At 50.4% G+C, this 12541-nt stretch carries 12 protein-coding genes; 5 read left to right on the forward strand and 7 right to left on the reverse strand.

Annotated features, from left to right (window positions below):
• Nucleotides 1-6 precede the first annotated feature (6 nt).
• Nucleotides 7-744: a bleomycin resistance protein gene (locus J4772_RS01170; protein WP_209073817.1), complete on the reverse strand. Its 738-nt coding sequence runs from the start codon at nt 742-744 to the stop codon at nt 7-9.
• A gap of 372 nt (nt 745-1116) precedes the next feature.
• Between J4772_RS01170 and J4772_RS01175 the strand changes: the two genes are divergently transcribed.
• The gene (locus tag J4772_RS01175) at nt 1117-1566 is read left to right on the forward strand and encodes an acetyltransferase (RefSeq protein ID WP_209073818.1); all 450 of its coding nucleotides are present in this window, start codon (nt 1117-1119) and stop codon (nt 1564-1566) included.
• A 40-nt stretch (nt 1567-1606) separates the two neighbouring features.
• On the opposite strand, the gene J4772_RS01180 is transcribed toward J4772_RS01175, so the two are convergent.
• Nucleotides 1607-1891, reverse strand: a complete 285-nt coding sequence (locus J4772_RS01180; protein ID WP_209073819.1) for an SRPBCC domain-containing protein — start codon at nt 1889-1891, stop codon at nt 1607-1609.
• 245 nt (nt 1892-2136) lie between these two features.
• Between J4772_RS01180 and J4772_RS01185 the strand changes: the two genes are divergently transcribed.
• A complete protein-coding gene (locus J4772_RS01185; protein WP_247740969.1) occupies nt 2137-3294 on the forward strand; it encodes an S-layer homology domain-containing protein in 1158 nt (385 codons plus the stop codon).
• Nucleotides 3295-3381: 87 nt separating this feature from the next.
• Here the strand turns inward: J4772_RS01185 and J4772_RS01190 are convergent, their stop codons facing one another.
• The 4 genes from J4772_RS01190 to J4772_RS01205 form a co-directional block, all read right to left on the reverse strand.
• Entirely contained in the window at nt 3382-4683 is a 1302-nt protein-coding gene (locus tag J4772_RS01190; protein ID WP_209073820.1) for a sensor histidine kinase, read from the reverse strand.
• Between the two features lie 110 nt (nt 4684-4793).
• Nucleotides 4794-5483 carry a response regulator transcription factor gene (locus J4772_RS01195; RefSeq protein ID WP_209073821.1) on the reverse strand — a complete coding sequence of 230 codons (690 nt, stop codon included), beginning with the start codon at nt 5481-5483 and terminating at the stop codon, nt 4794-4796.
• Between the two features lie 179 nt (nt 5484-5662).
• Nucleotides 5663-6943, reverse strand: a complete 1281-nt coding sequence (locus J4772_RS01200; RefSeq protein WP_209073822.1) for a DHHW family protein — start codon at nt 6941-6943, stop codon at nt 5663-5665.
• Nucleotides 6944-6965: 22 nt separating this feature from the next.
• Nucleotides 6966-8375 carry an MBOAT family O-acyltransferase gene (locus tag J4772_RS01205; protein ID WP_209073823.1) on the reverse strand — a complete coding sequence of 470 codons (1410 nt, stop codon included), beginning with the start codon at nt 8373-8375 and terminating at the stop codon, nt 6966-6968.
• Nucleotides 8376-8556: 181 nt separating this feature from the next.
• Between J4772_RS01205 and J4772_RS01210 the strand changes: the two genes are divergently transcribed.
• Complete coding sequence (locus J4772_RS01210) at nt 8557-9474, forward strand: DUF4261 domain-containing protein (RefSeq protein ID WP_247740970.1); 918 nt, start codon at nt 8557-8559, stop codon at nt 9472-9474.
• A 39-nt stretch (nt 9475-9513) separates the two neighbouring features.
• On the opposite strand, the gene J4772_RS01215 is transcribed toward J4772_RS01210, so the two are convergent.
• Entirely contained in the window at nt 9514-10278 is a 765-nt protein-coding gene (locus J4772_RS01215) for an SDR family oxidoreductase (protein ID WP_209073824.1), read from the reverse strand.
• Between the two features lie 57 nt (nt 10279-10335).
• Here J4772_RS01215 and J4772_RS01220 point away from each other — a divergent pair, with 57 nt between their 5' ends.
• Nucleotides 10336-12225 carry an ABC1 kinase family protein gene (locus tag J4772_RS01220; RefSeq protein ID WP_209073825.1) on the forward strand — a complete coding sequence of 630 codons (1890 nt, stop codon included), beginning with the start codon at nt 10336-10338 and terminating at the stop codon, nt 12223-12225.
• A 129-nt stretch (nt 12226-12354) separates the two neighbouring features.
• On the forward strand, nt 12355-12525 hold the full coding sequence (locus J4772_RS01225; protein WP_209077674.1) for a hypothetical protein: 171 nt from the start codon (nt 12355-12357) through the stop codon (nt 12523-12525).
• The last annotated feature ends 16 nt before the right edge of the window (nt 12526-12541 follow it).

The raw sequence follows: 12541 nt of genomic DNA on the forward strand, positions 1-12541 counted from the left end.
TGGAGATTATCCTTGTCGTAAAGTCGTTCTAAGCTCCTCTAATCGTTCGGTTGCTTCGGCCGCCTCTGCAAGCTCTTGAACGGACATGGATAAGCTCTCCGTTCGTCTAATATAAGTTCCTGCGGCATTCGGATCGTCCATGGCAACGGCGATATCGGCCCGGAGTACATAAGCTTTGTAAAGAAGGGTTACGGGTACTTCATCGTCTTTCGCGAAAACAAGATCAAGCACTCGGGCCGCCCCCGCGGGATCATCTTTAGCGTACGCCAATCGGTATGCCGTTTCAAATGCGTTAACAAATCTCGACGGGTGCACGACAACGTATGAATCGACGCGAGAGGGTTCGGACGCGGTGTGCTTCTGACCGATCAACAAGCGGTTTCCGGCTGGATCGATGAGATTGAATCTTCGGTCCTCCGCCAGGTTATTGAGCTTGGTAATTCGAGGATAACCTTTAACGGGGATTTTCCGATAGGCCTTTTTTAGATTCTCGCAGAAATTTTTGTGCACGGCATCCACGTCCGAGACGCTTACATAACACATGCTGTAGGAATTGGCCGGCTCCAACTGCTTTAGCACGAAAAAATGCAATTCCACAACAGGGTGCCGGACGCAGGCGTACAGGTTTGGCCTGGCCTGCCGATAAGTTAGCTCAAAGCCTAAAGCTTGGTAGAAATCCAATTGCTCGTCTATGGACTTGCAGGGGAAAATCGGAATCGCGACGCCACTCTGGGTTGTTGTCATCGTATCAACCTCCGTGTTCGGATCATTTTTTGCCTACCCCCTTATTAAACATTATTCGTGCAAATGCTAAGGTTTAATGAGGTTATCCCTGATTCTTTGAGGTACGATTACCGAAATCCGTCATCTGCTTTAAGGATCTATTTGACCCTGCCACAAGTAGATGGAGACCGGGAAACCCTCTATAATACAAGGTGAGGAATTATCAATCCTACAAATGAAGCGGGACTTAGGGGGTTATTGCTATCTGGATAGCCATCCGGCTTGGCAGGAAGAAGTTCGTCGCCCGATGTTCCTGCTGGTTGCGGCGGTCAAAAGCTAAAGGATTGGTTCACTGATGGTAAGTGCTGATAATGAGCGAATGGAGGAACAATCATGCTGAATGAAATAACCCCGTTTCAGGAACGGGATCACGACCGGTTAGTCGACATTTGGTATCGCGCCGTACGTCTTACCCATACCTTTTTGTCGGATTCGGATCTTCAATTCTACCGTTCAATCGTTCAAAACGGGGCATTAAGGGAAGTCGAGATATGGGTTGGAAGGAATGAAAGGGAGGAACCGACAGGGTTTATCGGACTGGACGGAACCAAGATCGAAATGCTGTTCGTTGATCCGGAATGTCACGGAATGGGGATAGGAAGCCGCTTAATCAAGCATGTCCAGAAATTAAAGGGAAGCACAGTCCAAGTGGATGTCAACGAACAAAACGAGGGTGCTTGCGCTTTCTACAAACGGTTTGGATTCGTGCAAACGGGACGGTCGGAATTGGATGGCTCCGGCAAGCCATTTCCCTTGCTGCACCTGGAGTACAGATCGACATAGAGGCATGTGCCTGAATGTTTTGTATCTGTAGGCTACGCGCCTACAATAAGTTAGAGGGCTGCGACAGGTTGCCGATAGGCAGCTGCTGCGCGGCCCTCTTTGGCGTTCTCGTCGAATGCAGAATATTCGCTAGATCGTTGTCGCCGTCGGCAGGCTGCTGGCTATAGTAAAAGGTACCGCCGGAACGGAAATCCGCTTTCGCGATTTGAAATGTCCATCCTTGCGGCCCCCACCAGTTTTGCAGATGCTGCGAATCGGTGAAGGCTTTGAATACAACCTTGCGCGGAGCATTAAAAGTATACTTGACTTCGATTTGATCCGACATTGGAGATCCTCCTTGATACCGTTTCAGTTCACCAAGCTGCTTTTCCGCAACTTGCCTTGGTTTCTCAGCTTTACCCAATAATATCATAGTTATCCGGCAAGCGGATGAGCCCGCGGTCGCTTAGGGGGAGGATGGGACCCATTAATATTTCATTAATATTTGGTGGTGTTTCTGATGTTAGGATTTTAAAAGGGCGTAGGGTAAGCAACAAAAAATATGACTAGAAGGTAGGTTAGGAAACAATCATGAACAAGAAATCCTTTATCAGTTCTTTCGTAATGGTTCTTGGTTTGGCCTTCGCCGTGTCGTCTGGCGGCAGCATTGTTTCAGCAAAAACGTCGGCTGATTTCACCGATCTAAAAGACTTGGACACAGCGACGAAGGCTAAGTTGGATGCATTGATTTCAGCAGGCATTTTCGACGGGATGTCTGAGGATAATTTCGGATTAAAAGAAGAGATGAATCGCGCCCAATTCGCGAAGGTGATGGCTCTCGTTGTGGGTCTAGAAGTCGACAAAGGTCTCAAGACATCCTCCTTCACGGATGTGAAATCCGACAGTCCTGGGGTGGGTTTTGCGTTACCGTTTATTGAAGCGATGAGGACAGCAGGAATAACGACAGGCATGGGTGACGGTACTTTCGACCCCACGGGGAAAGTAACTAAGGAGCAGTTAGCTACGTTTCTAGTACGAGGGTTGGGTATGGAGGATAAGGCACAGGCGGCATCGGGCGTTGACGATCAGACTGTTTCTGGTTGGGCGCAAGGTTACGTTGGGTTGGCGCTTGAGCTTAAACTACTAAATAACGCTCCGAATGGTACGTTTGGCGGAAATACGATAGCAGATCGAGAACTGCTCGCCACCGGAGCATTCGAGTCGGCCAGGACGCTCGAAGAGACCAAACCTCTTGAGGTATCTGGAGCGGACTTTGCGGCAGGGAATAAATTAAATCTGACGTTGACGGCAGGGGCTGATCCTACGTCCATCGACCTGTCCAAGCTTACTATTAACGGCGTTCCGCTTGATCCGCAGCTGGACAGCTTCGTGCTGTCCGAGGACAAGAAAACGATCATTATCACGCTGCATGAAGGTTTCCAGCTCGATACGTCCAAGACGCCGGTCATCCATGCGGGCGGACTGAGGACGCTATTCGGCAATGAGATGAAGAATGAGGAGGGCAAGCCGGTTCCGGTTACAGTGACAGAATCTCCGGTCAAGAAACCGGAGACCCCTAAGACGCCACCGACATCGGAGCCTACGACGAGCCCGGACTCGAACTCGAATCCTAACTCAGGCTCGAACCCGAATCCAAATCCGAATCCAAATCCAAATCCAAATCCAAATCCAAATCCAAATCCTAACCCTAACCCGGATCCAAATCCGGACCCGAACGCCGACACTTAATCTAACGAACCATCCAAATTGGAAAATCCATCGTACGGGGTACATCCCCTGCTGCGATGGATTTTTTAATAACGTGGAAACGAAATTTCAGTTGCCCAGTCGATTTTTCGGAAGCGTGAATTGGAATAAGGTTTCCGTATAGGGGACGCTGCTCAGTTGCACACTTCCGTGATGAGATTCTACGATCTCTCGGACGATTGACAGTCCGTCGCCGTGTCCGTTGCCCTTTCTCCCTCCGTCAACACGATAGGATCGTTCAAATACGTACTCTTGATCTCCAGGTGAAATTCCTCTGCCGCGATCTTTGACAGTCATACACACTTCCTTTTCATTTTCCGTTAATCCAATTCCGATGAAATGCCCTTCTTTTCCGTGTTGAATGGCGTTGTCCAGCAAGTTGCGGAAGGCACGTTCGATAAGGGGCGCATGGATAGGAATCACTACATCTTTATCCGGTATGTCGACTTCGATTGTGAAGTTCTGATCATCTAAAATCAACAGATAATCCAGTAAGATCTTCCTCATCATTTCGGATAAATTGTGTGTGGCAAAATAGAGTTCATGCGTATTCTCATTCTGCCGAGAGATGTCCAATAGCTGATCTAGCAGACTGTCCATGTAGCGGGATCGTTGAAGAATGATTTTTGCACCGGCCTGAAGCTCGTCTTCATCTTTATAGGCGCCTGCGCGAATCGTTTCGGCATAGCCGAGAATCATAGTTAGCGGTGTTCGCAAATCGTGAGAAAGATTGGATAGCAGCAGCTTGCGCCGGTTGTCGAATTGCTCGATCTGGCTGGCCTGGCTTTGAAGCCGATGCGCCATCTCATTATAATGTCGGGTAAGCTGCCCGATCTCATCCTTCGACTTATCCTCTAGCACGATAACTTCACTTCGGAAATTGATTTGATTAAGCGCCTCGTTCAGTCTGCCGATCCGTCGATTAATAGAGGAAAAGAACCATAGAGACAGCAAATACGGCACCAAGGCGGATAAAAGGACAGGCAAGATGAGTGAATAGAGGACCCCGTTCGTACGTGCGTAGAAGAAGTATTGCCCTGCCTGCATCGCTTTACTGGGCAGACTTAAAAGTAAATAATAAGACTGTCCGTTCAGATTGAGAGAATAAACGAGAGCTACCTGCTTGTTGATGCTCCAAAGGTTGTTCGGCATATCCGCCATACGATTCGCCAATTCATTAAAGTCGTAACGTTCAGCTTCACCTGAAGTATCGTAGATTACCGTCCCATCAGGAGCGACCCATTCCAAGCGCAGGTCCGGGTTCCGGTTATGTACCGAATCCAGTAGAGACCGAAGGTTATCCTTGTCGGGAAAATGGTGCTGTTCAATTAAATCCAGTGTTTCAGAAGAAATCGTATTCAACTTGTTCAAATTGTAGCCCTTGACCCAAATGTTTCCTACAACGATAGAGAGAGCAAGAAACAGAATCAAGCTGCCTACGGCGCTAGTCAGTATGATGAGCCATAGCTTTGTGCGATTCTTCATCGTCCATCCCCCGAAAATCGATATCCGATACCGCGTACGGTATGAAGGTGAAGTGGGGAATCGTCAGTGCCTTCGAGCATTATACGGATCCGGTTAATAAAAACGCCCAAGTTATTGCTGTCGTAATTTTCATGCTTCCAGATCTGTTGATAGATGTCCCTTCTGGTCAGCGTGCGGTCGGGATTTGTCATAAATAATTGCAGAAGCGCGCATTCAATCTCGGTTAATGGATGCTGTATCCCGCCATTGTGCAGAATTAAATTGTCTACATCGAGGGCCAGTTTGTTTAATCGAATGATTCCGGAGGGTGGCGATGTATGGGAACGATGTCTCCTCAATTGGGCTTGAACGCGGGCAACCAACTCCACCGGGCTAAACGGTTTTGTAATATAATCGTCCGCTCCTAGGCCAAGAGTGTCTACTTTATCCTGAATCTCTCTTCTGGCGCTAAGTGCAATTACAAGTACATTAGAACTCGTTCTGCGCAAATGGTGTAGTACCTCGAATCCGTTTCCGTCGTCCATCATTAAATCTAAAATTATTAATTCAATCGAGTGTTCCTGTATTTGCTCAATCGCTTGCCGCCCCGACCGGGCTTCGACGATTGGCAAGCCCGCTCGCTCTAAGTGAATGCGAATCAGTGCGCGAATGTCAGACTCATCATCAACAATAAGAATTGCGCTCAATTTTTCGCCCGCTCTCCTGAAAATAAAAGTTTGCTGGTTATCCTTCGCTTTTATCATCATACCAAAAATAAATAAAAAGGAGCCCCGAACAATTCAATCCGGAAGGGTCGCTTCGCGGGATTTCCGGTTTAGACGGATAAGCCGTCCCTCTGCCCCGATACATCCCCACTTCCTTATCATTAGAGCGGTTTGTCAAACTCATATGAGCCGCTAAACAGATTATCGTCATGGAAAGCGATGATGAGCATATCGAAGTGTTCGCTGGCGAGAATTTCTTTTAAGCTGAATTCGGAATAATAGCGGTTGTCGTAAACCGTGAGTTTGTTAAAATGCTGCGCTAAATACGGCGTAAGAGGATTCATGAAAGAATCTTTAAGCAGCAGGACATTTAATCGATTGTTGGCTTGCGGGTTTTCATAAGCGATTTTCCGTCTGTCCCCGCCATAGATCGTTCCATAGGTATAAGTGCTTTGGCCCCGTTTGAAGCCGTAGAAATCGTTAAAGCTTGTGACGGTTTGCGTCCCGTCTTTATTGATTACTTCAAATTTACTGAACGAGAACGGCTTCCTCGGCTCGTAAATCACCGTTCGATCGGCGGTTTTGGGATTGACGGCATAATTGATTTGCGAGTTGTAGCTGCCTTCGAAGCTGCCGATCGTCAGTCCGGATACGCGGATATCATCTAGAGACATCGGTTTATCTTCGAACTGGGCCGACTTGGCGGAAATTTCGGCGATCATCTCTTGATAGGCGGCAAAAGCGCCTTGGATATTCCAATGATGATCCGTTTCCAAGTAAAGCTCTTCCTTTGCCGCGTTCGTAAAAGCATCGAATTTCTTGCCGATATCGACGACATTTACGCTCTTGGCGAGCTTGGACAAGAAGTAGTCTTTCGACTTGGCGTAAGCGTCGGTCTGCATATAATCCGGATAGAGATGCATTAAAGTTCTGGTTCTCGACGGATTAAAGACGAAGTACGTCTCGGTTTGTTGATCCGCGGCGAATTGAATCCCGTCGTTCAGCTTGGCGGTCGATTCGTCCATTTTATCTGTATGAACGAGAGGGTCCGTCACCGGAAAAATCCACTTCTTGTTGATGACGACCAGATTGGATACGACGCGCGAATCTTTGACGACGGTTCCTTCTTCGGGCTTCTGCGGCGGCTTCACATGAAACAGGTTTTCCAGCAGCATGGAGTTGAACATACCGGAATTTTGCTGACTTTGGTAGAGCCGCACCATCTCATCCCGGAGCGGCGCTTGGTCGTTGAAATATTGATTCATCTCCTCGAAGAAGCGACGCGTGCCAACGGCCTCGAAGCTGAAGGCCGGCAGCTTGCTTAAGGCTCTGTTTTCGACTGTGGAGACGGCTCTATCGGGTAATACCATGCCGGCAATCGCAAAGCCGAAGAGGATCGCTAGAAATACGACGATATAGAGGATGGAGACAGGTTTACTCACTTCAAAACTCCTTCTACTTGCATCAGAATCTGAAATACAAGAACGGGTTATAGGTCGAATTAATTAAATACAGTACGACTTCGGCGAATAGGAAAAAGTGGAGCAGCAATGCGGCTGCCGCAAGAACCTTCGTGACCGTCTTGCCGAACTGCAGTTTCCGAAGGCTGGGATAGATCGGCGCGGCGATGATAATCGCAACGGCAAACTGCAGCCAATTCAGAGACAGCAGCGACAGCGCTTGGGAATCGAATAGAGCGTCGCCGCGGGAGTGAAACATGGCGCCGATAAACTCCGTGGCGTATCCGAAGTCGTCGGCCCGGAAGAACACCCATCCGATCATCACAAGCAGAATGACGGCAACGTGATTAAACGGATAGATTCGGGACAGCAGCTTTTCCAGACCGGCTTTCTCCAAGGCGATTAGAATGCCGTAGTACGTTCCCCATGCGATAAACGTCCAACTGGCGCCGTGCCAGAATCCGGTCAGCGCCCACACGATGAATAGGTTGCGGTATATTTTCCACGTAGCGACTCTGCTTCCGCCAAGCGGAATATAGACGTAATCCCTGAACCAACTGCCCAGAGAGATATGCCAGCGTCGCCAGAACTCGGAAATGCTTTTGGCGATGTACGGATAATTGAAGTTTTCCGCGAATTCGAAGCCGAACATTTTGGCTAAACCGATCGCCATATCGCTGTAGCCCGAGAAATCGTAATAGATTTGCAGCGTATAAGCGATAATGCCTACCCAGGCGCTTCCCGTAGAAAGATCCATGGCGGATGTCGCGAATACGGTGTCCGCTACGGAGCCGAGAGGGTTGGCCAGCAGCACTTTTTTGGACAGGCCCAGTATAAAACGTCGAATGCCCTCGGCAAATTGATCGGAGCTGAATACGCGTTTGCGAAGCTGCTCGGCGATCGCATTGTAGCGAATGATAGGACCAGCTACAAGCTGCGGGAAGAAGGTAATGTACAGCGCCAGGTCGAATAAATTTCGTTGCGCCTGCTCCTTCTTGCGATACACGTCGATTAGATAGCTCAGCACATGAAACGTATAAAAAGAAATGCCCAAAAGCAGCGGCACCGGTTGGAGATGTATATTCGTTTGCAAGGCGGAATTGAGCAGATCGACAAAAAAGTTGGCGTATTTGAAAAATCCGAGCAGTCCGATATTAACCACGATTGCCATCGTTAGAATTGCGACTCTTTTTTTGCCGCGATTGTCGCCGGCGTTATCGATCCCTATTCCAAAACCGTAATTTAAGAGGATCGATAGGAGCATGAGGACGACGTATCGGGGTTCGCCCCAGGCATAGAAGATTAAGCTGAAAATCAGTAGAAGCGTATTTTTATATTTGGACGGAACGGCGAAATAAAGGGCAAGAACAAGCGGCAAAAAGCAAAATAAAAAGAGAATTGAACTAAAAACCAAAGCGTATTTCCTCCTGTTGTCGGCGATGCCCGTGCTGCATTGTTCGATTATAACAAATAAAGACTCTAAAATAGATGTGACATATTTCCCAATACGAGGCTTGCCGATTTTCAGGCCCCTAGAATCTGGAAGAATCGAATTAGCCTATATATAATAGATGCATAGTATGGAGGCGATAACGATGAAGGATAAGGAAATGGACGAGCTGGTTGAAAGTGAAAAGGACTTCGGATTCGCGCGGGTGTATTCGGTTGAGCTAATCTACAAGGAGAAGCCTCAATTGCAGAGAGAGCTGCTATACGCCAATATGGAGCGATATACGGGTAGGCTGGATCGGCCGGAACAGCGGAAGAGCGAAGCTGGAATTGCCGTATGGGAGCCCAATGAAGAGACGGATCAGGATCTGCTGCACTTCTTCCATCTTAATTACATGGTTGGATACGCAGAAGGGGAAATGCCCGCCCAAACGAGCTTGGTGGAATCGGAACTTCGTTCGCCAACGGAATACAAAACGGCCATCGAGCAAGCCTGGCATTGGCAGGAAGCGGAACAGACGTTGGAGCAATGCCGACACTCCCTGCTGCTTGTAGATATGCTGGCATCCGGGCTGGAGCCGAAGGATAGACTAGAGCTGTTTACGGGCTCGCTCCGGGCCGTGCTGGAGACCGCTCCTTGCGATGCTCTTTATTTCCGCGAAAGCGACAAGCTGGTTGAGCCCCGGGCTTATTTAGACGCTATCGAGAATGGCGCTATCTTGTACGGCGCGATGAATGTACGTTTTTACAATGTACAGGGGACCGGGAGTGCGCGTCCCGAATCGCTGATGGATACGATAGGGCTCGCCGCGCTAGGAGTCCCGGACGTGCAGTGTCATTTTTTCGACCTTACCCCGAACGAAGTAGCTTCGTTCCTGACGGATATCGGCTACTACCTGTTTAAAGAGGGCGATATTATTAGCGATGGGGAGACCGTCGGCTTTACAGAGGACATGCGCTGGCGCTGCGCGCACCAATATGCGCTGGCCGCTCCGCACCGCGTCGTACTCGATCTCGATCCGGGCGATCCCTATTATGGAGGAAGGCCGGAAGCCGACAGCTAACGGGCTGGCGGCTCCGACCGCATTCCGGATCTGCGAAGCTTACAGATGCGAGCCGCCGCTGGCGTCAATGAACTCTCCGGTGACCCAGCGGCTGTCTGACGAGGCGAGGAAGGCGGCGATGTCCGCTACGTCTTCCGGCTCGCCCCACCTTCTGAAAACGGAAAGCCCGGCGGCAAACTGCTGCCCGTTCGGGTCCTGCAGCGTACCGGCATTCATCTCGGTATTAATAATACCGGGCTGAATGGCGTTCACTGTAATATTGCGGCTTCCCAGCTGTTTTGCCAAGACGCGTGTGAAGGTATCGATCGCGCCCTTGGTGATACTGTAGGCGAACACGCTGGGCGAGGCTGCGCGAGTCACGAATGAGGAGAGATTGATAATGCGCCCCCCATCCCTCAGCCGAGGCAATGCCTGCTGGGTGACGAATACCGGAGCTTTGACATTGACGGTCACGACCTCGTCGAAGGAGGATTCAGTCGCCTCCTCCAGCGTGAGAATTTGACCAATTCCGGCATTGTTCACCAGAATATCGAAGCGATTGTCGCCGGCAAGCTTGTCAAGGGCCTCGTCCAGCGCCGCATACAGATTCTGAATGCCGTCAAGAGTTCGCAAGTCCGCCCCGATGGCGAATGCGGTTCCTCCAATCCGCTCAATTTCTCTCACAACTTCCTCCGCGTCGCTCTGTCTGTTCCCATAGTGGACGGCAACGACGGCTCCTTCCAGCGCCAAACGCAATGCGATGCTGCGGCCGATACCCCGGCTCGCGCCGGTGACTAGAGCTGTTTTACCTGTCAGTTTTCCCATATGTTCATCCCCTTGTTTGGATTTCACAGATAGTTATATCACAGGGGAAGATTAGAAATGTTGCTCTCACATTTTGCGGTTGCCCGGATGAAGGGGGCAAGTCGGCCGCCGTCCAAATTGTGGTACGCTTATCTGCGCGATCATCAATCGGACAACTTCGGAATTGACGGATGGCTGTGGCTCCTCAGCATGGTCATCGTTTCCTTGCTCTTCTACCTCTTGTTCGAAATGTTCGATCCGATCCCTCTGGGCGAACGGGGGGAGCGTCTGACTGAGGCGAAAAATCCGTTCAAGAGGCTGTCCGCGTGGTGGAGAAGGCAGCGCAGATACGTTCAGGTATCGATAATCGCGCTCAAGAACGGCGTAGGCAAAAACTTGGCCATTAAACGATCTCCGGCTTCGGATCGAAGGGCGGCCGTGTCGCTGCGCGGAATGCTGGAGGATTGCGGCGGTTTCTTCATCAAATTCGGCCAGGTGCTGTCGACGCGTTCCGATTTGCTGCCGCCGGCAATCATCGAAGAGCTTTCGAAGCTGCAGGAGAACGTGGCTCGGCTGTCTACGGCGCAAGTGGAGGAAATATTGGCCAAGGAGCTGGGACGGCCCAAAGACGAAATCTTTCGAGAGTTCGAGATGGAACCGCTCGCCGCGGCTTCGATCGGACAGGTCCATCGCGCTACGTTAAAAGAGGGCGGGAAAAAAGTCGTCGTCAAGCTGCTTCGCCCGGATATCACGGCCAAGCTGCAGCTCGATCTGGACATTCTGGTGCGGTTTGCGGCATGGGTGTCCAAAAGGTCGGCCTGGGCCCGAAATATCGGTTTCCTGGATTTGGCCAAGGGCTTCTCCGCGTCGATGAAGGAAGAGACCGATTTTCGCATCGAGGCCCGCAATTTCGCTCAAGTGACCGCTTCTCTGGCCGATAGCCAGACCAAAGTGAAAATTCCTGACGTCTATCGGGAGCTCAGCAATTCGAAGGCTCTGGTGCTCGAATACATGGAAGGCGTAAGCGTTAAGAGCGGTACCGCAATTCTGGGCGAACGCGGCATCGATCGACGGGAGGTACAGAAGCAAATTTTCGATTGCCTGCTGGAGCAAATTTTTGTTAAAGGGATTTTTCATGCCGATCCTCATCCCGGCAATGTCTATATTTTGAACGACGGCACTCCTGCACTGCTGGACTTCGGTTCGGTCGGCCGGCTCGGAACGCTGCAGCAGGACGCCCTGAAGCGGCTGCTGATCGGATTCGAGCAGCGCAATGCGCATATCATCATGGATTCGCTGCTGCAATTGGTCGAGCCGAAGCAGGAGATCGATCAAGCCAGCCTGGAACAGGCGCTCAGCCAGCTTCTGGTCCAGACGGCCTATGACGCCGCCGGAAGCTCGGATGCGTTCATCCAGGGGCTGTTTCGCATGATTGGGGAGTTCGGATTTTCGTTCAATCCGAATGTCGCCGGCGCATTTCGCTCGCTGATTACACTGGAAGGCACGATGGCGCTGCTTAACCCTTCTTTTAACCTGATGGAGGAATCCCGTCGCTTCGCCAGAGACCATGTGTCGGAATTTCTGCCCGTCGGCAATTACGCCGATCTGAAAACAATGGCGACGAACGAATTGCTGGAGCTGCTTCCTGTTATTCGCAAGCTGCCACGGCGACTCGACCATCTTGGGACGATGCTGGAGAAGGGCGAGGTATCCGTTAAAATCGGCTTTTTTGCCGACAAGGCCAACACTTCATTCGTGACAAAATGGATTTCGCAAGCTTTGCTTGCTTTCGTCGGGACGGCGTTCGGAGGCATTTCCATCGGGCTGCTTAGTCTAAGCGGACGCCTCTCTTGGGAGCGGTTTAATATTGTGGCTATGTTCGGGTATGCCGGTCTGTTGATTAGCGCGCTGCTGCTCATTCGGGTCGCCATTCATGCGGTGCGGAGCTTGAAGCAGACGAAGGAGTAAGTCATCACACAAAAAACAATATACAAACTTATGTTCGCGTTTTATGTTGTTCCCAGTATGGAAGAGGAGACGTGAACATGCCGGATAGCAAGGAGATACTCGAGAGCCGCACGCGCCGAGCTATGCGAATTGCTGGCTTCGATCGGAGACAACGCGCTCAGGGAGCCCGTTACCGCAAATGGGGTCGAGTTATGTCCTCATACGGGAACCCCGTATTCGCTCCTGTATATCATTCAAGAGTTTATTGAGCATGATCAGCATCATAAAGTGCAAATCGACAAGGCGCTGCTGCAGAGCTAGATGGGCGGCAAGCGGA

The organism is Cohnella sp. LGH (assembly GCF_017671885.1).
In the GTDB taxonomy this organism is placed as follows: domain Bacteria; phylum Bacillota; class Bacilli; order Paenibacillales; family Paenibacillaceae; genus Cohnella; species Cohnella phaseoli.

What these genes read in the sequence shown, in the direction of transcription:
- J4772_RS01175 (WP_209073818.1), top strand. Translation starts at nt 1,117, where the DNA reads ATGCTGAATGAAATAACCCCGTTTCAGGAACGGGATCACGACCGGTTA.
- J4772_RS01185 (WP_247740969.1), top strand. Translation starts at nt 2,137, where the DNA reads ATGAACAAGAAATCCTTTATCAGTTCTTTCGTAATGGTTCTTGGTTTG.
- J4772_RS01210 (WP_247740970.1), top strand. Translation starts at nt 8,557, where the DNA reads ATGAAGGATAAGGAAATGGACGAGCTGGTTGAAAGTGAAAAGGACTTC.
- J4772_RS01170 (WP_209073817.1), bottom strand. Translation starts at nt 744, where the DNA reads ATGACAACAACCCAGAGTGGCGTCGCGATTCCGATTTTCCCCTGCAAG.
- J4772_RS01220 (WP_209073825.1), top strand. Translation starts at nt 10,336, where the DNA reads ATGTTGCTCTCACATTTTGCGGTTGCCCGGATGAAGGGGGCAAGTCGG.
- J4772_RS01180 (WP_209073819.1), bottom strand. Translation starts at nt 1,891, where the DNA reads ATGTCGGATCAAATCGAAGTCAAGTATACTTTTAATGCTCCGCGCAAG.
- J4772_RS01215 (WP_209073824.1), bottom strand. Translation starts at nt 10,278, where the DNA reads ATGGGAAAACTGACAGGTAAAACAGCTCTAGTCACCGGCGCGAGCCGG.